The organism is Polynucleobacter sp. VK25 (assembly GCF_018687355.1).
In the GTDB taxonomy this organism is placed as follows: Bacteria; Pseudomonadota; Gammaproteobacteria; order Burkholderiales; family Burkholderiaceae; genus Polynucleobacter.
This window is the reverse complement of sequence record NZ_CP061288.1, coordinates 526,145-548,711: the sequence shown is the minus strand read 5'-3', so window position 1 is coordinate 548,711 and position 22,567 is coordinate 526,145. Positions and strand designations below refer to the sequence as shown.

The following is a 22,567-nucleotide window of genomic DNA, read 5'->3' as shown; positions in this document are numbered from 1 at the left end:
AGGAACACTATGAGTATTCGTCCTTTAGATGGGATTACCGTTGTCTCCCTAGAGCACGCAATTGCAGCACCTTTTTGTACGCGTCAATTAGCGGATTTAGGTGCGAGGGTGATTAAAGTGGAGCGCCCTGGTGGCGGTGACTTTGCTAGAGGATATGACACGCAAGTGGATGGGCTGAGCTCTCACTTTGTGTGGGTAAATCGCTCTAAAGAAAGCTTGACCTTAGATCTAAAGCAACCGGCGGCCATTGCAACACTCAAGACCTTGTTAAAAACTGCTGATGTCTTGGTGCAAAACCTCGCACCGGGTGCTGCTGCACGTATGGGACTAACTGCGGAGGTCTTACAAAAAGAGAACCCAAAACTCATTCTCTGTGACATCTCAGGTTACGGTAATAATGGCCCCTATCGAGATAAAAAAGCTTACGACCTCTTGATCCAAAGTGAAGCAGGATTCTTATCAGTCACCGGAACTCCCGATACCCCCAGCAAAGCAGGAAATTCTATTGCTGATATTGCTGCAGGTATGTATGCCTATACGAATATATTGGCAGCTCTTTTGCAGAGAGGAAAAACAGGTAAGGGATCGGTTATTGATATCTCCATGCTGGAATCTCTCGGTGAATGGATGAGCTTCCCCATGTATTACGCCTATAAGGGCGCAGAACCACCCCCAAGAAATGGTGCATCTCACGCAACAATCTATCCCTACGGCCCATTCAAGGCTGGTGACGGCAAGACTGTCATGCTGGGGCTTCAAAATGAACGTGAATGGGTGCAATTTTGCGAGACAGTATTAGAGAACTCAGCGTTAGCAAAGGATGAGCGCTTTGATCGCAACTTCAAGCGCAATGAAAAACGGATTGAACTGTTAGAAATTATTGATGCCTGCTTTAGCAAGCTTAGCTCCGAACAACTGATCGCCAGACTTGAGAAAGCGCAAATTGCAAACGCCCACCTCAATGATATGGAAGGCCTTTGGAAACATGAGCAGCTTAAGGCGCGAAATCGCTGGACTGAGGTAGATACTCCCAATGGTGCTATTGCAGCCCTGTTACCTCCAGGCCTCAATGACAGCTATGACTATCGCATGGACCCCATTCCTGCGGTTGGAGAGCACACAGATTCCATTCTGAAAGAGCTTGGCATAGCAGAGGCTGACATTGCAGATATGCGAGCTAGCGGAGCAATTTAAAGTAGCGGTGAGGTTAGATGCGCTGCATTTTCAAGATAGCGATGCCATGTTGGTCTTTTAGCCCAAGCTTGAGGATCAACGTAATCCGACTGCGTCAAATAGGATTGAATTAACGTCTCAAGATTGGCGCAGAAGTCATTGTCGTAAACAATCAAGCTAATTTCAAAGTTCAAACGCAGGCTACGTTGATCAAAATTGACTGAGCCAAAGATGGCAATGCGCCTGTCAATCAATAAGCTCTTAGTATGCAAGAGGCCACCTTTAAATTCTGCGATCTTGACACCAGATATCATTAAATCCTGATAGAAGCTTTTGCTGCTCCAGGCTACTAAAGTCGAATCATTCAGTTTGGGTACGATTAAAGTAACGTTGACACCGCGCCTTGCAGAAGCCATAAGTGCTTGTAGTAGGCCATCATCCGGACCAAAGTAAGGCGTTGTAATAGTCAGCTCTTCACGCGCATCAATAATGGCTGAGAGCATCACTTGATACAAGATGTCATCACGGTATACCGGCCCCGAAGCAAACTCCTGTGCGATAACTCCACCCTCTCTAGGCGCAGGCGCAGGAGAACGGTCATCAAAGTGAGTGATCTTAGGATTATCAACACTCCAATCGAATGAAAACGTGAGTTCAAACTGGGCTGCTACTGGACCCTCGACCCTCACCATGGCATCAACCCACTCGCCAACTCCTGAGTCTTGCTTAAACGTTCGTGGGTCAACTAAATTCATACTGCCAGTCCACACTACAGCGCCATCCACGATGAATATTTTTCGATGCAAGCGTAAATCTGCACGGCGAAACTGAAAGCGGCCAATCTGTATCGGCAGTGCTTCTGTTACTTCTATGCCTGCACTTCGAAAGCGAGCTGGCCATGACGATTTGAACCAATCCTTGCTACCTAGAGAATCCAATAGAACACGACAAGCTACGCCACGTTTTGAAGCAGTAATCACAGCTTCACCCACTCGATCAGCATCTCCCCCCAAGGCCCAGATATAGAACTCCATATTGAGAGTCTTTTGGGCCTGATTAATCTCATCAATAAATAACTGAAGAATATCTAGCGACTTTGTATAAAGTTCAACTTTATTTCCATCTACAACTGGAGTGCCATTCTTTGATTCAGCCAAAATACTTAAAGCCCTAGCTTCAATAGGTAACTTCGCTCTTTCGCTCGAAAATTCTTGGCGTAGTTGCTCTGTAATTTTCGCGTACTCTCGATTCATGCGTTTAATTTTGCGCGTCAAACTACGCCCTACGGGACGCTCACCAATCAATACATATAAACAAATTCCCATCACCGGGAAAGTCATCACAATAAAAATCCAGGCAAAAGCAACTCCCACTGGCCTTCTGACAGAAATGATGACGCCAATAAAGTAGGTGACCATTAAAAAATGAATCAGGAGAAGCCAATTTAAATTTAGCTCAAATGTATTTTTTAAAAACAGGCTTAGTAGATCATTCATTCAAGCTCCAATTCGGCAGTAATGCCTAGATGATCCGATAGTTTTAACCATTCATGCAAAATTTGTGCGGAATGAATTTTTAAACCGCGCACATAAATCCGATCCATAGCGAGTAGCGGCTTGACGCTAGGAAACGTTTTGGCCGGGGAGCCCGTAAGTACCTCAAATACCTCATCGAATCCAGCGGCCTTCATAGGTGCGCTAACTCGATTGCGCCAATCATTAAAGTCGCCCGCCACAATGGTGGGGCCATTTTGAGTTAAATCCTGAATATGGCCAATGATGGCCTCCAGTTGCCGCTCTCGCCCATGCTCGAAGAGCGCCAGATGGACGCAGAAGCAATGAATGGGTTGATCCATGCCATCTAGTTTAGTAACGCTATGTAGCAGCCCGCGACTCTCAAAACGATATGCTGATATATCGTAGTTATTTCCTTTTTGCTGGGGATGCTTGGAGAGGATGGCATTACCATGATGCCCATCGCGATACTCGACATTTTTTCCATAGTGCCAGTCATGCCAAAAATCTTCAGAGAGAAAGTGTGTCAACTCCGTCAGCGGCCATTGACTAAAGCGCCGAATCCTTCCTCGATGCTCTTGCTGTAGTTCTTGTAAAAAAAGGAGGTCTGGATGTTGGCTACGCATTTTTTGACGTAACTGATAAATAGTGGAATGTCTGTGCAAGGGTGATAAGCCTTTATGGACATTCATACTAAGCACCGTGAAACGGGTCGTTTTATTGATGCTCATTAAAACTGTCCCGCTGCACGCTGACGTCGAACACGCGCTAAGTAGATTTCACCTTCGACCAACTCCTGACACTGCATACATTTATTACAAATCGACGCCTGCTCCCGTAACTCATCAATCGAGTCTACTGGGTGGGCATCTAAATACTCACGTAAATCTACGTCGAGGACCTCATTGCAGAGGCAAACTACTTCAGCCATAGGTCAAAAATAGGGTAATCAATCTCATTACAGTCATTTTGCCACTGCCTTGATAGAATCATGCCCATGTTGAAAGCTTTTCAGGATGCCCTGTCTCTTCTTGCCCACCTAGATGGCGGTGTGCTGGGGATCGTATTGGTATCTCTGCAGGTTAGCCTGACCGCGCTTCTAATAGGCACGCTCTTAGGCCTCCCGATCGGCGCCCTGCTGGCAACTGAACGATTTGTAGGCAAAAAGACCATTATTGTGACCCTTAACACTCTAATGGGAGTACCAACAGTCATTGTTGGCGTTTTGGTCTATCTCATGCTGTCTCGCACAGGGCCCCTTGGCATGTGGGGCTGGCTATTTACAGTCAAAGGCATGATCGTTGCTCAAACGTTGCTTACAACCCCGCTAATCGCCGCCCTTAGTCGGCAAATACTGGAAGACTCTTGGAAAATACACCGAGATTCATTTTTAAGCCTCAGGCTGCCACCTTTATCCCGCTTTAAGTGGTTGATATGGGATTGTCGCTTCTCCCTTACGATTGCCGTCCTTGCCGGCCTAGCCAGAGCGATATCGGAGGTTGGAGCAGTCATGATTGTGGGTGGCAATATTGATCACTCCACCAGAACCATGACAACGGCTATTGCATTGGAGACCAGCAAGGGTGATTTACCTTTAGCTCTTGCCCTTGGCATAGTCCTGCTGACTATTGTTTTACTAGCTAACTTATTTACTTTTGCAGTTCGCCAAATTGCGGAGCGTCGCTATGGTTAATACCGCAGATAATTTTGAAAAGTTCATTGAACTTAAAGACATCATCGTCAAAAGTGATGGCAGAACCATTCTGAATATCCCGCACGCTATTATTCCTGCAGACAGAATCACTGCTTGCATTGGGCCGAATGGCGCTGGCAAAACCACGCTTCTAAAGCTTCTCGATGGGCTGATCAAGCCAGATAGTGGGACCGTAAGTTATTCCTTCAAAACAAAGACCGCGTTAGTCTTACATCACACTCCAATGATTAAAGCATCCGCCGCAACCAATCTAGGAATGGTTCGTGACGCAGACTCAAGCATTTCAGAATCCGATATACAAAAGGTAATGAAAGAAGTTGGTCTTGGCAAGCTTGGAAATAGTCCGGCACATAAATTATCCGCAGGTGAAAGACAAAAACTCTGTCTTGGTAGAGCCATCCTTCAAAAACCCAATTTGGTTTTACTAGATGAACCTACCGCCAACTTAGACCCTAGTACCACCGAACAAGTAGAAGAGCTCATCCGTCAATTTGATCGACAAGGGACAAATGTCATTTTTTCATCCCATCAACTGGCCCAAGTGCAAAGAATTGCCGAGCACGTCATCTTTATTGATCAGGGCGAGATAAAAGAAAAGGGGCCCGTAGGCCCCTTCTTTACCAATCCTCAAACGCAAGCTGCAAAACGCTACCTACATCAAGAATTACTCAGCGATTAATTACTTCGCCGCTGGTGCTGCGGGTGCTGCTGGAGCAGCTGGTGCAGCCGCTGCGGCAACCACTGGCGGAACAAATGGTGGAGGCGCCACACATGCAGCAGGAGCAGGAGTGCCAGCTACCTTAAAGCGATCAGCTACACGATTTTGTGCTTGGCACAGTTGAAAAGCGCCAACTCGATCGCCGTAAGCAGCTTTTGCCTTCGTTAGAGCCGCTGCCTCTGCCTGCTCAGGTGTCAACGGCGGCAATGCTGCGAATGCTGAAGATCCAGCGAATGCAAAGAATGTAAAAGCAATGATTTTTTTCATGGCTTATCCCCTTTTATTGAGTTCGTCATACCAGAGCTCATGGTGCTCTTTAGCCCAAGTAGCATCAACATAACCAGTCTTCATGCCATCGATTGAGCCTTGCATGCCAATGGTACCGATATAAATATGACCCATTGCCATTGCAGACATCAAGATCGCAGCACTACTGTGAATGATGTTAGCAATCTGCATGGTGCCGCGGGTGTATTCAATAGTCATGAATGGCACGATCATGTCGAGTACAAATCCTGATGCTGAAATTACCAAGCCCAAGAATGTCATACCAAACCAGAACCAAATCTTTTCACCGCCATTGAAAAAGCCAGCCGGTACATGCTTGCCGCTGAAAATTCCACCAAAGGTTAAATACCACTGTAAATCTCCTTTGCCTGGCAAATTCTTGTGCGCAAAGAGCAAGAAGAAGATCACGATACAAATAGTGAACAAGGGGCCAGTAAAGTTATGGATGTTTTTGCAAACATTCAAGAATGATCCGTAGGCTACCCCACCCATTAACGGCATTGCAAAATACTTGCCGTAAAGAATCAATAAGCCAGTGAAAGCCAATGCTAAAAAGCTGAACGCCATCAACCAGTGAACCAAGCGATCAAATGCACTGAAGCGTTTGATTTTTACGCCAGACATTGGTTCGTGCAGTTTGATTGAACCCTTCACTGTGTACATCGCAATAATGCCGAAGAAGGCAATGGCTAATAACCAGCCACCGTAAACAGTAATCACGCCGTTACGAATTAAACGCCATTCTTGACCGGAACGCTGAATTAAAACACTCGACTCTTTGTCGGGGATGCTGACAAAGTTGTATGGATCGCTATTAGCTGTTGTAAAAATAGAAGGGTTTGCTGGCTGAGATTGTGCTTTAGTGCCATTTGCCAAAGCATTTGGATTTGCCGGAACTGACGAAGGCGGAATATCCACTCCGCTAGCTGATGGCAAAGGCAACATCGGCGCACGCTCTGCGAAACTGATTCCACTTGCAATAGTTAGCGACAAACCAGCAGCCACCACCAAAGTGCGTAGAACTTTAGAAAATGATCGTTTCATACACATGTCCTTAAACGTTTTCGTTTTATTTATTGTTATTTAGTGGATCACTTAACGCGACTGTATTCGTTTTGACCCTGAGTCCGCTTATCAACTGACTCAGTCCAGCTAGCCTGATTGCCTGGCGTCCACCCCTTAGTCACGAACCCATTATTGGCGCCCATGTAAGGAGCTACGTCTGGACGCTTTGCAGCCTTAGCAGCAATTTCCGGTGGCTCAGAGCAAGCAGCCAACAATGTTGCTGCTGCAAAACATAAGCCAAGAGTTTTGAAATTCACTTTCATTATTTAGCTCCTGGAATTTTTGCAGCAGGTGTCGGTGTAGGCGCAGGTGCATCAGGTCCGCCGTAGGCTGTATTCCAACCAAAAGCCTTGGATCCTGGGTACTTACCGTTCTTCTCACGTGTCGCAACACGATTATTAAAGATGCCAGAAATAATATCGCTATCACCGCCGATCAATGCTTTGGTTGAGCACATTTCAGCACAGAGTGGCAACTTGCCTTCTGCCAAGCGATTACGGCCATATTTCTCGAACTCTGCAACGCTGCCATTTTCTTCAGGGCCGCCACTACAGAATGTGCACTTATCCATTTTGCTACGGGAGCCAAAGGCGCCCTTGCTTAGGAACTGTGGTGCGCCAAATGGGCAAGCAAAAGAGCAGTAGCCGCAACCGATACAGATATCTTTATCGTGCAACACAACACCCTCATCTGTACGGTAGAAACAATCTACTGGACATACTGCCATACAAGGAGCGTCGCTACAGTGCATACAAGCAACTGATACTGACTTCTCTTGACCGATGATGCCATCGTTTACCGTAACAACGCGGCGGCGATTAACACCCCAAGGCACTTCGTTATCATTTTTACAGGCCGTGACACAACCGTTGCATTCAATGCATCGCTCTGTGTCGCAAATAAATTTCATTCTTGCCATTGTGTTCTCCTGACTTTATTTTTTGACTTAGGCAAATTTTTCGATTTGACACATAGTGGTTTTAGTCTCTTGCATCATCGTGACTTGGTCGTAACCATACGTTGTTGCAGTGTTGACCGCTTCACCCTGAACTACAGGAGCCGCACCCTCTGGGTAGTATTTGCGAATGTTTTCGCCCTGCCACCAACCAGCAAAGTGGAATGGCACAAAGGCGGTTCCTTGATCAACGCGCTCAGTAACCATTGCGCGTACTTTGATCTTGGCGCCCGTTGGCGACTTCACCCAAACATAATCCCAGTTCTTAATGCCACGATCTGCTGCAGCTTTTGGATTGATCTCTACAAAGTTTTCTTGTTGGAGTTCTGCCAGCCATGGATTGGAGCGAGTCTCATCTCCACCACCCTCGTACTCAACCAAACGACCAGAGGTCAGAATGATTGGGAACTTTTCATATAACTTCTGATTCAAGTTTTGATCTTGAACAGTCTTATAGAGAGTTGGCAAGCGCCAGAAGTTCTTCTTATCAGCAGATGTTGGGTACTTACGCATCATTGGCGCATTTGTACTGTAAAGCGCTTCACGGTGGGTTGGAATTGCATCCGGGAAGTTCCAAACTACGGCACGTGCTTTCGCATTACCAAATGGATGACAGCCGTTCTTCATGACCACGCGCTGAATACCGCCGGATAAGTCAGTCTTCCAGTTCTTGCCTTCAGCGAGTTTTTTCTCGTCGTCGGTTAACTGATCCCACCAACCTAATTTCTTCACTAATACGTGATCGAACTCTGGGTAACCAGTGGTGATCGCTGAACCCTTAGAGTAGGAACCGTCTTCCGCCAACAAGCTCTTACCTTCGCGCTCAACACCGAAGTTGGCGCGGAAGTTACCACCGCCTTCCATGACGCTCTTGCTGGTGTCATAAAGATTTGGTGAGCCCGGATGCTTGATTGCTGCTGTACCGTAGCAAGGCCAAGGCAATCCGTAGTAGTCGCCAGTTGTGTCGTATCCAGTTACTGGGTCAACACCACCACGAGACTTCAGAGTCTTCGGATCAAATGTGGCAACCATTCTCATGTGCGCTTTGAGACGCTCTGGTGTTTGACCTGTGTAACCAATAGTCCAGCATGAGCGATTGATCTCGCGCAAGATGTCTTCAATTTGCGGCTCTTTCCATTGCTTACCAGCAAATTTAGAGCTGAGCATCTTGTAGTTCTTGGAAAGCTCTTCACCGAAACCTAGACGATCAGCAAAAGCTTGCATGATCACGTGGTCAGGAACAGATTCAAACAATGGATCAATTACTTTCTCACGCCACTGCAATGAGCGGTTTGATGCTGTAGCAGAACCGCAGGTCTCAAACTGCGTTGCAGCAGGCAACAAGTAAACATTACGATTCTTGTTAACTACCTGACCTTCTGCAGCAGGCATTGCAGCCATTGCAGCAGTAGCACTTGGGTATGGATCAACAACAACTAAAAGATCCAACTTATCCATCGCACGCTTCATGTCAAGGCCGCGAGTTTGTGAGTTAGGCGCATGACCCCAGAAGAACAAACCTTTGACGTTTGTTTGCTGATCGATCATGTCATTCTTCTCGAGAACAGCATCTACCCAACGAGAAACAGTCGTACCAGACTTCTCCATCATGTCGGGCGCATAACGACCCTTAATCCATTCGTAGTCAACACCCCAAACAGCTGAGAAGTGTTTCCATGAACCAGCAGCCAAGCCATAGTAACCAGGCAATGAGTCTGGGTTAGGACCTACGTCAGTTGCACCTTGAACGTTGTCGTGACCACGGAAAATATTAGTACCGCCACCAGACTTACCTACGTTACCTAATGCCAACTGCAAAATACATGAGGCACGAACCATCGCATTACCAATGGTGTGCTGGGTTTGACCCATACACCAAACAACCGTACTTGGGCGATTCATTGCCATGGTTTTAGCAGCTTGATAAACCTGCGCTTCAGGAACACCACAAGCCTCTTCAACTGCAGCAGGAGTCCACTTTTCCATCACTTCTTTGCGGATCTCTTCCATGCCATAGACGCGGTCGTTGATGTACTTCTTGTCTTCCCAACCATTTTTAAAGATGTGATACAGCAAGCCGAATAAGAACGGAATGTCGGTGCCAGAGCGAATGCGGATGTATTGATCTGACTTAGCAGCAGTGCGGGTGTATCGTGGATCAACAACGATCACCTTGCAACCATTTTCTTTTGCGTGCAAAAGCATCAACATTGAAACAGGGTGAGCCTCAGCAGCATTTGAACCAATGTACAAAGCCGCTTTAGAGTTCATCATGTCGTTATAGCTATTGGTCATCGCACCATAGCCCCAGGTGTTAGCAACACCGGCAACTGTTGTGGAGTGACAAATACGAGCCTGATGGTCTGTATTGTTTGTACCAAAGAAAGAGACCCACTTACGGAGTAAGTAGGCCTGTTCGTTGTTGTGCTTAGAGGAGCCAATGAAGAACATCGCATCCGGAGAATACTTCTCACGAATACCCTTCATCTGTGCAGTAATTTCAGTTAAGGCCTGGTCCCAAGAAATGCGCTGGTACTTTCCATCAACCAACTTCATTGGGTAACGCAAACGATAGTCACCGTGACCGTGCTCACGCAAGGCAGCGCCTTTAGCACAGTGAGCACCCATATTAATTGGGGAATCAAACACAGCATCCTGACGAACCCAAACGCCATTCTCAACCGTGGCATCAACCGCACAGCCTACTGAACAGTGTGTACAGATTGATCTCTTGACTTCAATCTTGCCTTTGCCATCAAGCATGGCCTTGCTTTGCTCGGCTGATGCCTTTTGCACAAAGCTCAATTGACTAGCGGCGATACCGGCCCCTACTCCTACTCCTGAACGCTTGAGGAATGAGCGGCGATCCATCGTTGGTACAGCAGCTTTTAAGCCACGTGACAAGCTGCCAATGAGGCGTGATGTTGAACGACTGCTTTGTGGGGTATTGGATTTACGAGTCAGACTCATATGTTGTCCCTGAGAAAGTTTTTTTATTTATTGGATAACAGTTAAAACAAAAGCAAAATTAAATCAAAGTCGTTTCGTAATACTTGCGCATGTGAGCGGTCATAGTTTGACCAACATCTTTCACTGCTTTGGTGCCAGTCACTTCCTGGATAACAGCCTTACCTACTGGGGTTTGGCTAGCTACAGCGACAGCACCAACGGCGGCACCTGCACCAATAAAGAACTTACGGCGCGATGGCTTGTTTTCCTCGCTTAAAGCAACTGTAGTTTTGGTGCTCATGGCATGCTCCTATGTTGTTATTCTTGATTCCCGTCAAGTTTAATTGTTTATTGCATTTTTGACATATCGTTGTAACAAAATGCATCTAAGGCTTACCCTCTGTTGCACTGCAGCATTAAATCATGTCAAAACCTTGACCCTCAATCGCTAGGAATTCTCGGGTTAGCGAGGCGATTGGGTGGTAAAGATGCATCTCCGGAATGCCTTCTATTGCATCGCACAACTCGTCATACCAGGGTCGAATGTGTTGGTTAAAAAAAACCCTTTGATTTGTAAGGTTTGATATCTCGACATCGTCACCCGCAATCAGATAGCGCATTACCTCAGAAAGAGCGGAAATATGATCCTCGGTTTCGGTTATCTCTTGTGCAGCCTCAAGTCCAAACTCAGCCAAAGCTTTACGAATATTGACCAAAGGCTTCTCATTTAAATGGCCGGCCATATAAAAGGAACCATTGAGAACAACATTAGGCTTGCCAACGCTAATGAAATTTAAATCAAACTCATCGTGCCAGGCCTTGGCGGGGTTATTTTTAGCAACCTCAACTACGTCCATCCAGACTTTAGCTAATGGCGCGTCATCAGTGGCATCGTATTGATCTGCGGTCGCCGCAATTTGATCTAAAAGCCCTTGATCAGGAGGCATCTGAAAAAAACGAGCGATCAAGCCATACAAATCTGCGCGCGCTAGATCCTCTGGTAAGCCAACATCCCCTACTTCTGCAGATAAATTCTCTTTTTCTATTTCACTCATGTTTCTTTTTTCACCATATCCACAACTCGACAATCACCACACATCTTCAATCGATCCATTGCTGCACCTGCAAAGGCACCGTGAGCGCCTAGCTTAGTGAGCATGAGATCAACCATCTTGAGTGTTCCAAAAGGCTTGCCACAACTAATGCAATGGAAAGCCTGGGTTTCATTTAGGGTGGTCCGCTGCTTGCGCTGCTCAACTGTTTGCAAACGTGGGGCAAGAGTCAAAGCCTTCTCTGGGCAGGTTTGAACGCAGATACCGCATTGAACGCACTGCTTTTCAATAAACGAAAGGATGGGCTCATCGGGGTTGTCTAAAAGCGCGCCCTCAGGGCAGCCACTGACACAAGACATGCACAAGGTACAAGCATCTTTGTTCATTGTCAGACCGCCCAATAAGGAAGACTTTGGAAGTACGGCTCCAGCTTCAGGCAACGGGGTCTTAGCTTGTTTTTGCAAATGCTCTAGAGCTGCCTCTAATGTTTCGCGTTTTTGATTCGACAAACCAATGCTTGCAGGCGTGCAAATAGGGGTAAGTGAACCACGCTGACGCAATACGCCCATTGCCTTGGAAACTATTGATAGATCTTCAACGGAATTCGCCAAGATCAGGTGAACGCGCTCATCAAAGCCATATGCCTTCAGAATGCTATTGGCTAAATCTACTTGCTCCTCAAGCGCAGCACGATATGCAGGATCTTCATCACCGCTTAATAACAAGGTCACCTCAGCAAAGCCATATGTCAAAGCACCAAGCCATAAGTCCAAGCCCGTTGAGGCAATATGTTCAATGCCATAAGGTATGACAAACGAAGGAAGACCTTCAAAGCGCTTTGGCATGATGTGTGAAGATCTGCCTAGACCATCAATCATTTGTGTGCCAGCTTTTAAAGTGTGCAAAAGCAAGCTTGGGGCCATTGCTTTATTAATCTTTTGCGCTTCGGCAGTAAAGACACTCGCGACCGTTTTCAGCTCTTTGCCCTGATGAGCAACGCTTGGGTAGTTGTAGCGCATTGCACCGGATGGGCAAGTGGTGGCACAGGCTCCACAACCCATACAAAGATTTGGATTGACCTCTACAGTGCCTTGGCCATTTTTAAAGATTGAACCAATGGCGCCAGTTGAGCAAACATCAATACAAGCATTGCAACCTACTTTGCCATTACGACCATGCGCACAAATTTTTTCGTTATAGACAAAATATTTAGGCTTCTCAAACTCCCCTACCATCTCTGATAATTGATTTACTGCCAGCGCTTGCTCCAAGGGATCTGTACCAGGAGCGAAATAGCCTTTCGGTGTTTGGCTCATACGCATTTTGGGATCTACCCTCAAATCCAAAATGAGATCAAATTCAGAATTACGCTCGCGCTCTTTGCGATCAAAAGAAATAGCGCCAATACCAGCACAAGCTGTTACGCAATCACGATGGGATTTACATTTGCTTAAATCAATCTGAAATGAAAGGTCAATTGCGCCTTCAGGGCACACTTCGACGCAAGCGCCACAGCGAGTGCACATCTCTGGGTCAATCGGATTTTGCAGATCCCAGTCGACTGAAAAATTCCCTAGATAGCCGTCTAGCTTAGTGACTACACCCGTAAAGATTGGATAACTGCGGGTAAGCGGTAGATCGCCAGGCTCAGTACACAGCACTGAAACATCTAAGGAGGGGCTGAGTTTTTCAGCCCAAGGAATAGCTTGGGAGCCAGCGCCGACGATGAGTAACCTTCCTTGGCTTTCATAATTGACCACCGGAACAGGCTCAGCCTCAGGCATGTCAGCTAAAGCTAACAATGCAGCAATTTTCGGACCAGATGTTTTAGCCTCTTGCGTCCAGCCGGCAACTTCTCGAATGTTTACAAAACGCAATGGGGCAACTAAAGGCTTTTCAGCTTGATCAGCCAACTCACTAAACAGTGCGCCCTCTTGCGTGCATGCTATTACCAATGAATCAGAACCATCTAGCGCTTTTAAGAAAGAACCTACTTCCTGTCTGCATAAAGATTGATGAATGGGTACGCCCATTTCTTTTGCATCCAAAGGCATAGTGCCATTGCAGTTACAAACTAATTTTTGACTCATGCGCTATCTTCTTAGGTTTTTTTCTGTTTGGACTGAATGGATGGTTCGTTTAGCACTTCATTCGACACTTCATCCAGTGGAGCTGGTATTTGTTGGGTGGATGTTAAATCACTTTGCTGCTCGGCTGCCAATGTGTCGCCTTCTAGCTGCGGATTAGGCGCCTGGCTAATGCTTTGCTTGGCATCATCAGCAATCTCTTCGCTCGACTTGCTAAACAGATTGAGCATATCGCTCTGAACCATTCTCTCGAGCATTCCAGGGGGCAATGGATCTGGCTTGCTGTAATCATCAATATAGATATCCAATCCATCCATGATGTTGAAGTGAGGATCAGTAAACATTTTCTTTAAGGCCGCTTGCTGTACAGCCGGGTCTACATCTGGCTTCATAAAAGCAGAAAAATCTGGATCAAGACGATCGATCTTGGCTACGTCTTCCAAGGTAGCAGGCGGTGGGGCCTCTTCTGGAGAGACCTGAACAGGTGATGCCTGCGAAGATTCATTGGGGATATCTAATTTTTTTTCTGGCGGATCAACTTCGTTGACTTCCTTACCCGCCTTACGCTTAGACCAACGACCTAAAAATCCCTCGGCCATCACTCCTCCCTTGGGCGTTCAGCACCCTTGAATGAGGCAGGCTTATGACGCTTTTTGGGTTCAGGCCGATAGTTTTCATTGACGTACTCTTGCAACCAAGCGGCGTGCTCCTCAATCATCGGAACGGTATCCACTGACTCGCCGCCATCAAGCAAGCGCGCAGCCTCGTTATAGCTGACGCAAATACGGTGTGGAACAGCAAACGTTGTCTCGGCCTTAGCCAAGGCAATAGATTGCTCATCAATATAGCGCTCAACATCTTCCTCTAGGCGCCACATCACAAACCAACTTGGAGATTTAGCGGAAACATTCAGGTAGTAGCCCTCAGCCTCATCCGGAAAAAGGTCAAGCTCATATCCTGTAAATAACCAGGATTCACCATCCGCATCTGCTCCCAAAAATTGGCCCCAGATGGAATTGCTTTGATTGCTATGGAATTCCCCAAAATCAGGTAGCACTTCCGCAGGCGCCCAGCGGTACGAGACCCATGGGTTGTCAATTTTTTGCTTACGCATTAACACTGCAAAGCGCATAAATATTCAGGGCCTTAAGTGTTTTGAACCACAATGCTCGGAAATTTACTGCTCATATCTTTTGATAGAGTAGCAACACGAATAGCAACCTGTCTAGCAATGCCTTTATATATCGCGCTAATAGCGCCATCAGGGTCAGCTACTACCGTTGGACGACCTGCGTCGGCCTGTTCACGGATCGAAAGATTGAGCGGTAAAGAGCCCAAGAAATCCACCGCATATTCTTTACACATTTTCTCACCGCCGCCAGTACCAAACACATGTTCTTCATGTCCGCATTTTGTACAAACGTAAGTACTCATGTTTTCAATAATGCCAATGATAGGCACGCCTACCTTCTCAAACATCTTCAGGCCTTTGCGTGCATCTAATAAAGCAATATCCTGTGGCGTAGTAACAATGACTGATCCAGTCACAGGAACCTTTTGCGCCAAAGTGAGCTGAATGTCACCCGTACCAGGCGGCATATCCACAATCAAGTAATCCAAATCACGCCAACGGGTTTGACGGAGTAATTGCTCAAGAGCAGAGGTGACCATCGGACCACGCCAAACCATTGGGGCATCATCATCGATCAAGAAACCAATCGAGCTTGCCTGTAAACCATAGGCTTCCATTGGTTCAATTGTATTTTCTTCAATAGAGTCCGGTCTACCAGTGATGCCCAACATCATAGGCTGGCTGGGTCCATAGATATCCGCATCTAAAATTCCGACCTGCGCACCCTCGGCTGCAAGTGCTAGTGCCAAGTTCACTGCTGTTGTGGACTTCCCTACTCCACCCTTGCCACTCGCAACTGCAATAATATTTTTTACGCCTGGTAATAATTTGACACCACGTTGTACTGCATGCGCAACGATTTGACTGGATATATTGGCGCTCACATTCTTTACGCCAGGTAACTCACGCAAAGCATTGATCACTGACTTACGAATTGAATCAAACTGGCTCTTAGCTGGATAGCCCAGCACGATATCCAAAGAAACGTTGCCGTCTTCTACGCGGAGATTTTTAATATTCTTTGCAGTGACAAAATCAACCTTGGTATTAGGGTCGACTAAGTTTTTGAGTGCTGCCTGTACTGACTCTGCTGTAACTGACACTACCTTCTCCTAATATGAATAAACCTAGAATGTATCTAGGTTTCAAGTATTTTCTTAAATTAGCGCTAGCTTACTCGTAGCTGCAAATAATTGCTGAAAGTGACATTAATCACTTACTTTTTAACGTCTCAAAAAATCATCAGACTCAAGTAGTAAACCGCCATTGACATCAAAGCAGTGGCTGGGATAGTGAAGATCCAAGCCCAAACGATGTTTCCAGCAACTCCCCAGCGAACCGCGCTAGCGCGTTGAGTTGATCCAACACCAACAATAGCCCCAGTAATTGTGTGGGTAGTGGAAACGGGAATACCAATTGCTGTCGCTGCAAATAAGGTGATTGCACCGCCAGTTTCTGCGCAGAAACCACCTACTGGTTTTAGTTTAGTGAGCTTCTGCCCCATAGTTTTCACAATTCGCCAACCGCCAAACATCGTGCCCATTGCAATCGCGATATAACAAGAAATAATTGTCCAAGTTGGCGGCATCTTGGCGCTAGCTTCGGCGTACCCAGTGATGATGAGTAAGAGCCAAATAATGCCGATCGTTTTTTGAGCATCATTACCACCGTGACCCAAACTGTAGGCGCTTGCAGATACCAATTGCAAACGACGGAACCAACGGTCTGTTTTAGCTAAGTTAGCATTTCTACAAACCCAAGCTACTAGCAACATCATCAAAGAACCAAGTAGGAAGCCAACCAAAGGGGAAATAAAAATAAAGGAAACCGTTTTGATGACTCCGGACCAAACTAAGCCATCCATGCCCGCCTTAGGCAATGCCGCTCCGACCAAGCCACCGATCAAAGCATGAGATGAGCTAGATGGAATGCCGTAATACCAAGTAATCACGTTCCAGATAATCGCGCCTACTAGGGCACCAAATATGACATGCAAATCAACCGCTGCAGGATGAACAATTCCCTTGCCTACAGTTGCAGCTACGCTTAGATGAAAAATGAAGATTGCAAGAAAGTTAAAGAAGGCTGCAAAGACAACTGCTTGCTGTGGCTTTAAAACCCCGGTTGAAACAACCGTCGCAATAGAGTTGGCCGCATCATGAAATCCATTCATGAAATCGAACGCAAGAGCAAGCGCCACTAAGAGCGCTACAACCCAAAAAGCTACTTCTGTCGCTGGCAACTTAATTCGCCTTAAGAGTTTTCAAGAACGATGCCTTCAACTAAATTGGCAACATCCTCACATTTATCGGTAACTTCCTCAAGCAACTCGTAAATACGCTGGCATTTAATTAGCTCGCGCACCTCGATATCTTCACGGAAAAGTCTAGTAATAGCAGTAGATAAAAGGCGGTCAGCCCCAGACTCTAGGTGGTCAATCTCATCGCAAGTCTTTAATGCGGCTTTAGCCACTTCTGGATCGGAAATATCTTTCAATGTCGCAACAGCATTCTTCATGCTGATGCAGCACTGATTACAAAGCTCTGCCATCTGCAACATCTCTGGCGTCATTTGCTTTACGTTATACAAATGCATTGCTTCTGTACCGTTTTGCAATAAGTCAGCCACATCATCCATCGTATTGATGAGTGAAAAAATTTGATCGCGATCGATGGGCGTAATAAAAGTTTTGTGCAAACGACGGTGTACCTCTTTCACCACATCATCACAAGCGTGCTCTGCTTTATCAACGTCTTGGGTGTACTTGGCACGTAGGGCGTCATCGCCGTAATGCTCGACAAACTTTAAAAAAGATTCGGAGGCTGCAACGATATTGCTTGCATGCTCATTGAATAGCTCGAAGAAATTACCATCGTGAGGCATTAACTTACTGAAGAACATAAATCACGATCCTTTGGGTACAAAAACTACGGGTTTTGTTAGGTTTGCCGACATTCTAAACAATTGCTATTAAGCTACTGGAAAGCCCGCATCTGTTATTAACTGGCTTGCCTGAGCGGGGGATAAGGTTGTCTCAAGCGTGACCGTCTGACTCGCCAAATCTGCCTGCACTTTTGCTTGCGGGTCCTCAGCCTGAATTGCCCGAGTAACGGCATTAATACAGCCTCCACAAGTCATTCCGGATACTTTCAAACTCAACATATAGGCCCTTTAGAGGTGAATACGGCTTGCATGGAGTAGATTATCTTCTATATGAGACCCCAAAAAGACACCAATCCAGAGCTTTTTACTCTCGATATCGGCGGCATGACCTGCGCCTCCTGTGTTGGCAGGGTTGAGAAGGCTTTAGACAAGATTCCCGGGGTTGAGGCTGCTAGCGTGAATTTGGCCACCGAACAAGCCAAAATTCGCCTAAAAGCAGATTCTGGGGTCAAAATTGATGAAATCATCGCTTTAGTACAAAAAACAGGCTATTCAGCCAAAATCAGCAGCCCCCACGCAACTCCAGAGTTGGCGCCCTCTAGATTATTCTGGGGTGCAGATGGCCTAGGCCGCGTTATTTTGGGCTTCGCACTCTCTGCCCCACTCTTTTTGCCCATGTTCCTCATGCCATTTGGCATTCATTGGTCTTTGTCACCACAGTGGCAGTTGTTACTCGCAACTCCAGTGCAATTCTTCTTAGGTTGGCGCTTTTATAAAGCAGGCTTCAAATCTCTGATGGCAGGTGTTGGCAATATGGATTTGTTGGTAGCACTGGGTACGAGTGCAGCATACGGACTGAGTGTCTACCAAATGATTGCATCACCTCATGCAAGTCACGAACTTTACTTCGAGGGATCCGCAGTCATCATCTGCATGGTCATACTTGGTAAATGGTTAGAAGCGCGAGCCAAACAACAAACTAGTGAAGCAATACGTGCTTTACAAAAACTATGGCCAGAGCACGCTAAAGTCATTGAGCGCAATATCGTCATCTCCGAAAACTCTGCATTAGACCAATATCGTGATCTCCCACTAGATCAAGTATTTCCAAATGACCGCGTATTGGTATTGCCTGGTGAGCGCATTCCTGTCGATGGAGTGATCTTACTTGGCAAGAGCCATGTTGATGAATCTCTACTCACCGGAGAAAGCGATCCCGTTAAAAAACATATTGACGAAAAAGTGATCGGCGGCTCACTCAACGGCGAAGGCTTATTGGTTATTCAAGCCCAAGCAGTGGGGGTCGAGAGCGTACTCTCCAAAATCATCTCCATGGTAGAAGATGCGCAGACGCAAAAAGCGCCCATACAAAAATTGGTTGATCAAGTCAGCGCTATATTTGTACCAAGCGTCATTGTGATTGCATTGATCACTGGATTGGCGAACTGGTTTTATTTAGACTCTGCATCGATTGCCATTTTGCGAGCGGTCTCCGTTCTTGTAATTGCATGTCCATGTGCTCTAGGTCTTGCAACACCCGCAGCCATCATGGCAGGAACTGGCGTAGCAGCACGCTATGGCATCCTTATTAAGGACCCTCAAGTTCTAGAGTTAGCACATCGCTTGAATGTGGTTGCCTTTGATAAAACGGGTACGCTCACAATTGGTAAACCGAGACTGCTAGAAATCATTCCACTATCAAGCGCTTATGCCAATGATGACATCTTGGAAACTGCCGCAGGCCTGCAACTAGGAAGCGAGCATCCTCTGGCAAAGGCCCTACTAGATGCTACTAAGCAAAAGGGATTGAGCCCCATTACCCCAGCCGATAGCAAAGCCATGCCTGGTATTGGTATCAGCGGCAAACCCAGTTCAGGCGCTTTTATAGGTCAGAGCCTGAGCCTACAAAGCATTGCATCCCTAAAGGGCAATGGTCATCACACTGTAATACTGGAAAAAGCGCAGGCCTGTTTTGATGCCGGTCAAACAGTGAGTGTGTTGATGGCTAATGAATCATCTACATCAGCCCAAGCACTCTCGACACCAATTGCCATTCTCGCTTTTGGAGATGAGCTTAAAGATAATGCTAAAGAGGCCATAAGCTCTTTGCATCACCTCGGTATATGTGCGGTAATGCTTTCTGGCGACAATATCGCTGCTGCTAATCGCGTTGCAAAAACGATCGGCATTAAAGAAGTATTTGCGCAAATTATGCCGAGCGATAAAGCGGAGATCATTCGCAAACTCCAGTTGCAAGATGGTGCACGTCAATACGTCGCGATGGTGGGTGATGGCGTAAACGATGCCCCTGCTCTAGCGACTGCAGATGTGGGTATGGCAATGTCTACGGGTACTGACGTAGCAATGCAGGCGGCCGGCATCACCCTAATGAGAGGTGACCCTAATTTAGTAGCAAATGCAATTGATATTTCTAAGCGGACATGGAAAAAGATTCAGCAAAATTTATTCTGGGCATTTATCTTTAATGCCACCGGCATCCCCTTGGCCGCATTGGGCTATCTCTCACCCATGCTTGCTGGAAGCGCCATGGCGCTATCAAGCTTCTGTGTTCTCAGCAATGCACTGCTGCTGAAACGTTGGCGCCCTGCCCAACAATAAAAAACAAAGAACAAAGAACAAAAATTTTTAATACTCTGTTTATTTTGAATTCTTGCGAAGCAATTCAATATCGCCGTAGAAAGCACGTGTTTCTGATTTGGTGTTATCAGTATCAGTAAGCAAGGCAATACCAATGACTTCACCTGGCGCTTCGCCATAAGCACGCCTATAGTCGGCCGCTAAATCGCGTTGATGCTTATGCCACTGACCTAAATTATCCCAACCAGAATCCACCACAATCATTTTGACTCGAGAAGTATGGGCATTAGTAATGATGGTATCGACAGGGGATTTTCCAGACCAGATATACATCAAGGTTGCATAAGGCATCTCTTGCCCACTAATAAGATTGGCCATCTCAAAGGTCATTTTTTCTTTTAAGGGTAACTTAGATTTGTTGCCATCAAATGCAACTAATATGCGTAGTGGTGCATCATCGGTATAGCCATCCGCATTATCAGCATTGGCAATTGGGCTAAGCGCCTTCCACTCCCACTGCAGAAATAAGTTCGCTGCCTGGCGCGGGCGTAACTTCACAGCCAATCCAGAAGCGGATGTCTTCGAGTTTGCGCTAAGCACCGTTTTGCCTTGGTAGTTTTCAAGGCGATACACCGTATTCTTTTTAAATGGCGCTATGCGATAAAAATTCCAACCATTGGGCATGCCATCACGTGCAGTCTCGGCCGAGAATTTAGGCAAATCCTCTTGGGCTGGCAATTGATCTGCATTAAATGGCTGTCCAGCTTCGTTTTGTACAGAATCGCCGCCCAATCCAGCGCATCCAGCCAACAATAATGCTGTGCTGATGACTAAAAGTAATAGACCTTTCTTGAACATGTCTCAATTGTCCCAAAGAATCACCTCCGTGAGTCTAAAATCATCCTATGCGCCATCAATCACCTTCCAGCTGGGCTGCAATCTGCATCTTGATTGCCGCAGTAGTGCATCTGGTCTTAGGCTTTTCAATTGAGTTCTCAGTTGATGAGGCTCACTATGCCCTGTATGCCCAACATTTAGCCTGGAGCTATTTTGATCATCCACCTTTGGTGGGTTGGATTCAGTGGCCCCTGGTGGCACTCACCTCTTCAGAGGGAATCATTCGTTTAATCCCAGAACTTCTTTGGGCTCTTTCCGCTTACTTGGTCTATAAAGTAACGGTCGAAATACATCACTTGATTCGCGGACGTAATGCGGGCTATCTAACAAGTGCACTTCCATCCGCAAATTTATGCGGCCTGTTAGCAGTCTTGGTTGTGATTGCTGCGCCCATGTTGCATATTTTGGCAATTGGTTTGCTACCAGATACTTTATTAGCACCCTTAAGTCTTGGTCTGATGTTGATGGCGCTACGTTGGTTGAGTAAAGATCAATTTGAAATTAGTGACTGGATTATTACTGGTGTCTTATTGGGTCTAGCGGGCCTCAGTAAATATACGGCGGCTTTTACTGCATTTGCACTGTTATTTGTTTTCCTGAGCGCACCAAGAAAACCATGGATTACCAAGGTCGGTTTTTGGCTAGCAGTGATTGTTGCCTTGCTACTCATCAGCCCTGTTCTATATTGGAATTGGGCAAACGATTGGATTTCGTTTAAATATCAACTGGCTCATGGAGGTGGTGGCGAGTGGCTCTGGCGCAGACTCGGCGCTTACATTGGGATTCAGATACTGGTATTTGGCCCTTTATTTATCTTAGGGTCTTTTATATTTTTAAAAGACTGCATGCACGCAACAAAAATATCATTGCTTGCGCTCCTCGGGTTCTTTTTCATTCCCTTTGCAATCTTTGTAAGCCTCTCTGGCGGGGGTGGACTTCCTCATTGGACTTCACCAGCATGGTTTTGTCTGGCGCCATTTGCCGGAATTGGTTTAGCAAAAGCCTGGGCCACACAGCATCGCCAATGGATACGTATTTTATTTTTCATCCAAATAATCTTGTGTTGCATTGGCTTTGGGTATGTTTTCTCTGGCGGGATTAGCTCAGCATCAATCAAATCCAATCCAATTGCAGATTTATATGGCTGGAAAGTGGCAGGTCAAAAAGCAGCAGAGTTAGCGAAAGCAACTAAAGCAAATGGCATTGCTGTGCAAAACTGGACTTTAGGTAGCCGTGCTGCGTGGTACGCATCTCCCACCCCGGTATTTGTTTTAGATCAGAGACAGGATCAGTTTGATCTATGGTTTGGGAATTTACCAACGGGGGCAAATGTACTGCTGATTAACTGGTCAGGCATGCCTCACCCTATACCAGTAGGCGATAAATCTGCTTTTGAGGTATGTGAGCCCTTGGACAGCCTGGAAATTGAGCGATTTGGCCGAGTTTTGTCAAAATTTGACTTCAGTCTTTGCAGGAATTGGCAGACACCTAGCCGCAAGGAGTAATACCCCCAAATTCAAGACCTTAGGCGTCTTAGGCATT

Annotated in this window: 23 protein-coding genes; 5 read left to right on the top strand and 18 right to left on the bottom strand. The window is 46.3% G+C overall.

Going from position 1 to position 22,567, the window contains the following annotated elements; all coding sequences use genetic code 11:
* The first annotated feature begins 9 nt into the window (after window positions 1-9).
* Entirely contained in the window at window positions 10-1,194 is a 1,185-nt protein-coding gene (locus tag AOC21_RS02940) for a CaiB/BaiF CoA-transferase family protein (RefSeq protein WP_215392305.1), read from the top strand.
* Here AOC21_RS02940 and cls read toward each other — a convergent pair.
* Genes cls through AOC21_RS02925 form a run of 3 tightly spaced genes read right to left on the bottom strand, consistent with a single transcriptional unit; the run spans window position 1,191 to window position 3,618 of the window.
* Complete coding sequence (gene cls / locus AOC21_RS02935; RefSeq protein WP_215392304.1) at window positions 1,191-2,669, bottom strand: cardiolipin synthase; 1,479 nt, start codon at window positions 2,667-2,669, stop codon at window positions 1,191-1,193. The two genes, AOC21_RS02940 and cls, sit on opposite strands and share 4 nt — an antisense overlap.
* Complete coding sequence (locus tag AOC21_RS02930; protein WP_371817797.1) at window positions 2,666-3,379, bottom strand: endonuclease/exonuclease/phosphatase family protein; 714 nt, start codon at window positions 3,377-3,379, stop codon at window positions 2,666-2,668. The genes cls and AOC21_RS02930 overlap by 4 nt, the downstream gene beginning before the upstream one ends.
* A 38-nt stretch (window positions 3,380-3,417) precedes the next feature.
* Window positions 3,418-3,618, bottom strand: a complete 201-nt coding sequence (locus AOC21_RS02925; RefSeq protein WP_215392302.1) for a (2Fe-2S)-binding protein — start codon at window positions 3,616-3,618, stop codon at window positions 3,418-3,420.
* Window positions 3,619-3,678: 60 nt separating this feature from the next.
* On the opposite strand from AOC21_RS02925, the gene AOC21_RS02920 reads away from it, so the two are divergent.
* Window positions 3,679-4,380 carry an ABC transporter permease gene (locus AOC21_RS02920; RefSeq protein WP_251371558.1) on the top strand — a complete coding sequence of 234 codons (702 nt, stop codon included), beginning with the start codon at window positions 3,679-3,681 and terminating at the stop codon, window positions 4,378-4,380.
* The gene (locus tag AOC21_RS02915; RefSeq protein ID WP_215392301.1) at window positions 4,373-5,080 is read left to right on the top strand and encodes an ATP-binding cassette domain-containing protein; all 708 of its coding nucleotides are present in this window, start codon (window positions 4,373-4,375) and stop codon (window positions 5,078-5,080) included. Before AOC21_RS02920 ends, AOC21_RS02915 begins: the two co-directional genes overlap by 8 nt.
* On the opposite strand, the gene AOC21_RS02910 is transcribed toward AOC21_RS02915, so the two are convergent.
* From AOC21_RS02910 to AOC21_RS02845, 14 genes are all read right to left on the bottom strand, one after another.
* Window positions 5,081-5,386, bottom strand: a complete 306-nt coding sequence (locus tag AOC21_RS02910) for a hypothetical protein (protein WP_215392300.1) — start codon at window positions 5,384-5,386, stop codon at window positions 5,081-5,083. It abuts the gene before it with no gap.
* 3 nt (window positions 5,387-5,389) lie between these two features.
* The gene (locus AOC21_RS02905; RefSeq protein ID WP_215392299.1) at window positions 5,390-6,451 is read right to left on the bottom strand and encodes a formate dehydrogenase subunit gamma; all 1,062 of its coding nucleotides are present in this window, start codon (window positions 6,449-6,451) and stop codon (window positions 5,390-5,392) included.
* 47 nt (window positions 6,452-6,498) lie between these two features.
* Window positions 6,499-6,735, bottom strand: a complete 237-nt coding sequence (locus tag AOC21_RS02900; protein WP_215392298.1) for a hypothetical protein — start codon at window positions 6,733-6,735, stop codon at window positions 6,499-6,501.
* The gene (gene fdh3B / locus AOC21_RS02895; protein WP_215392297.1) at window positions 6,735-7,391 is read right to left on the bottom strand and encodes a formate dehydrogenase FDH3 subunit beta; all 657 of its coding nucleotides are present in this window, start codon (window positions 7,389-7,391) and stop codon (window positions 6,735-6,737) included. Before fdh3B ends, AOC21_RS02900 begins: the two co-directional genes overlap by 1 nt.
* A 27-nt stretch (window positions 7,392-7,418) precedes the next feature.
* The gene (locus tag AOC21_RS02890) at window positions 7,419-10,397 is read right to left on the bottom strand and encodes a formate dehydrogenase subunit alpha (protein WP_215392296.1); all 2,979 of its coding nucleotides are present in this window, start codon (window positions 10,395-10,397) and stop codon (window positions 7,419-7,421) included.
* Between the two features lie 58 nt (window positions 10,398-10,455).
* On the bottom strand, window positions 10,456-10,677 hold the full coding sequence (locus AOC21_RS02885; RefSeq protein WP_215392295.1) for a formate dehydrogenase: 222 nt from the start codon (window positions 10,675-10,677) through the stop codon (window positions 10,456-10,458).
* 115 nt (window positions 10,678-10,792) lie between these two features.
* Complete coding sequence (locus AOC21_RS02880) at window positions 10,793-11,431, bottom strand: molecular chaperone (RefSeq protein WP_215392294.1); 639 nt, start codon at window positions 11,429-11,431, stop codon at window positions 10,793-10,795.
* Window positions 11,428-13,518 (bottom strand): 4Fe-4S binding protein, encoded by a 2,091-nt coding sequence (locus tag AOC21_RS02875; protein WP_215392293.1) that lies wholly within the window; start codon window positions 13,516-13,518, stop codon window positions 11,428-11,430. Before AOC21_RS02875 ends, AOC21_RS02880 begins: the two co-directional genes overlap by 4 nt.
* Before the next feature lie 11 nt (window positions 13,519-13,529).
* The gene (locus AOC21_RS02870) at window positions 13,530-14,114 is read right to left on the bottom strand and encodes a DUF3306 domain-containing protein (RefSeq protein ID WP_215392292.1); all 585 of its coding nucleotides are present in this window, start codon (window positions 14,112-14,114) and stop codon (window positions 13,530-13,532) included.
* Window positions 14,114-14,629: a DUF3305 domain-containing protein gene (locus tag AOC21_RS02865; protein WP_251371557.1), complete on the bottom strand. Its 516-nt coding sequence runs from the start codon at window positions 14,627-14,629 to the stop codon at window positions 14,114-14,116. The genes AOC21_RS02870 and AOC21_RS02865 overlap by 1 nt, the downstream gene beginning before the upstream one ends.
* A gap of 32 nt (window positions 14,630-14,661) precedes the next feature.
* The gene (apbC, locus tag AOC21_RS02860) at window positions 14,662-15,750 is read right to left on the bottom strand and encodes an iron-sulfur cluster carrier protein ApbC (protein ID WP_215392290.1); all 1,089 of its coding nucleotides are present in this window, start codon (window positions 15,748-15,750) and stop codon (window positions 14,662-14,664) included.
* A gap of 128 nt (window positions 15,751-15,878) precedes the next feature.
* Complete coding sequence (locus AOC21_RS02855) at window positions 15,879-16,820, bottom strand: anion permease (RefSeq protein ID WP_371817809.1); 942 nt, start codon at window positions 16,818-16,820, stop codon at window positions 15,879-15,881.
* A gap of 80 nt (window positions 16,821-16,900) precedes the next feature.
* On the bottom strand, window positions 16,901-17,548 hold the full coding sequence (locus tag AOC21_RS02850; RefSeq protein WP_215392288.1) for a DUF47 domain-containing protein: 648 nt from the start codon (window positions 17,546-17,548) through the stop codon (window positions 16,901-16,903).
* A 69-nt stretch (window positions 17,549-17,617) separates the two neighbouring features.
* Window positions 17,618-17,809: a heavy-metal-associated domain-containing protein gene (locus AOC21_RS02845; RefSeq protein ID WP_215392287.1), complete on the bottom strand. Its 192-nt coding sequence runs from the start codon at window positions 17,807-17,809 to the stop codon at window positions 17,618-17,620.
* 51 nt (window positions 17,810-17,860) lie between these two features.
* Between AOC21_RS02845 and AOC21_RS02840 the strand changes: the two genes are divergently transcribed.
* Complete coding sequence (locus tag AOC21_RS02840; protein ID WP_215392286.1) at window positions 17,861-20,149, top strand: cation-translocating P-type ATPase; 2,289 nt, start codon at window positions 17,861-17,863, stop codon at window positions 20,147-20,149.
* Window positions 20,150-20,188: 39 nt separating this feature from the next.
* On the opposite strand, the gene AOC21_RS02835 is transcribed toward AOC21_RS02840, so the two are convergent.
* Window positions 20,189-20,986: a DUF3047 domain-containing protein gene (locus AOC21_RS02835; protein ID WP_215392285.1), complete on the bottom strand. Its 798-nt coding sequence runs from the start codon at window positions 20,984-20,986 to the stop codon at window positions 20,189-20,191.
* 47 nt (window positions 20,987-21,033) lie between these two features.
* Here AOC21_RS02835 and AOC21_RS02830 point away from each other — a divergent pair, with 47 nt between their 5' ends.
* Window positions 21,034-22,530 (top strand): glycosyltransferase family 39 protein, encoded by a 1,497-nt coding sequence (locus tag AOC21_RS02830; protein WP_215392284.1) that lies wholly within the window; start codon window positions 21,034-21,036, stop codon window positions 22,528-22,530.
* The last annotated feature ends 37 nt before the right edge of the window (window positions 22,531-22,567 follow it).

Excerpts from the sequence above, each read along its gene's own strand:
- AOC21_RS02930 (WP_371817797.1), bottom strand. The coding sequence starts at position 3,379 with ATGAATGTCCATAAAGGCTTATCACCCTTGCACAGACATTCCACTATT.
- AOC21_RS02845 (WP_215392287.1), bottom strand. The coding sequence starts at position 17,809 with ATGTTGAGTTTGAAAGTATCCGGAATGACTTGTGGAGGCTGTATTAAT.
- AOC21_RS02905 (WP_215392299.1), bottom strand. The coding sequence starts at position 6,451 with ATGAAACGATCATTTTCTAAAGTTCTACGCACTTTGGTGGTGGCTGCT.
- AOC21_RS02830 (WP_215392284.1), top strand. The coding sequence starts at position 21,034 with ATGCGCCATCAATCACCTTCCAGCTGGGCTGCAATCTGCATCTTGATT.
- AOC21_RS02870 (WP_215392292.1), bottom strand. The coding sequence starts at position 14,114 with ATGGCCGAGGGATTTTTAGGTCGTTGGTCTAAGCGTAAGGCGGGTAAG.
- AOC21_RS02885 (WP_215392295.1), bottom strand. The coding sequence starts at position 10,677 with ATGAGCACCAAAACTACAGTTGCTTTAAGCGAGGAAAACAAGCCATCG.
- cls (WP_215392304.1), bottom strand. The coding sequence starts at position 2,669 with ATGAATGATCTACTAAGCCTGTTTTTAAAAAATACATTTGAGCTAAAT.
- AOC21_RS02890 (WP_215392296.1), bottom strand. The coding sequence starts at position 10,397 with ATGAGTCTGACTCGTAAATCCAATACCCCACAAAGCAGTCGTTCAACA.
- AOC21_RS02875 (WP_215392293.1), bottom strand. The coding sequence starts at position 13,518 with ATGAGTCAAAAATTAGTTTGTAACTGCAATGGCACTATGCCTTTGGAT.
- AOC21_RS02920 (WP_251371558.1), top strand. The coding sequence starts at position 3,679 with ATGCCCATGTTGAAAGCTTTTCAGGATGCCCTGTCTCTTCTTGCCCAC.
- AOC21_RS02880 (WP_215392294.1), bottom strand. The coding sequence starts at position 11,431 with ATGAGTGAAATAGAAAAAGAGAATTTATCTGCAGAAGTAGGGGATGTT.
- AOC21_RS02855 (WP_371817809.1), bottom strand. The coding sequence starts at position 16,820 with ATGAATGGATTTCATGATGCGGCCAACTCTATTGCGACGGTTGTTTCA.
- AOC21_RS02940 (WP_215392305.1), top strand. The coding sequence starts at position 10 with ATGAGTATTCGTCCTTTAGATGGGATTACCGTTGTCTCCCTAGAGCAC.
- AOC21_RS02850 (WP_215392288.1), bottom strand. The coding sequence starts at position 17,548 with ATGTTCTTCAGTAAGTTAATGCCTCACGATGGTAATTTCTTCGAGCTA.
- AOC21_RS02840 (WP_215392286.1), top strand. The coding sequence starts at position 17,861 with ATGAGACCCCAAAAAGACACCAATCCAGAGCTTTTTACTCTCGATATC.
- fdh3B (WP_215392297.1), bottom strand. The coding sequence starts at position 7,391 with ATGGCAAGAATGAAATTTATTTGCGACACAGAGCGATGCATTGAATGC.
- AOC21_RS02910 (WP_215392300.1), bottom strand. The coding sequence starts at position 5,386 with ATGAAAAAAATCATTGCTTTTACATTCTTTGCATTCGCTGGATCTTCA.
- AOC21_RS02925 (WP_215392302.1), bottom strand. The coding sequence starts at position 3,618 with ATGGCTGAAGTAGTTTGCCTCTGCAATGAGGTCCTCGACGTAGATTTA.
- AOC21_RS02835 (WP_215392285.1), bottom strand. The coding sequence starts at position 20,986 with ATGTTCAAGAAAGGTCTATTACTTTTAGTCATCAGCACAGCATTATTG.
- AOC21_RS02915 (WP_215392301.1), top strand. The coding sequence starts at position 4,373 with ATGGTTAATACCGCAGATAATTTTGAAAAGTTCATTGAACTTAAAGAC.
- AOC21_RS02865 (WP_251371557.1), bottom strand. The coding sequence starts at position 14,629 with ATGCGTAAGCAAAAAATTGACAACCCATGGGTCTCGTACCGCTGGGCG.
- AOC21_RS02900 (WP_215392298.1), bottom strand. The coding sequence starts at position 6,735 with ATGAAAGTGAATTTCAAAACTCTTGGCTTATGTTTTGCAGCAGCAACA.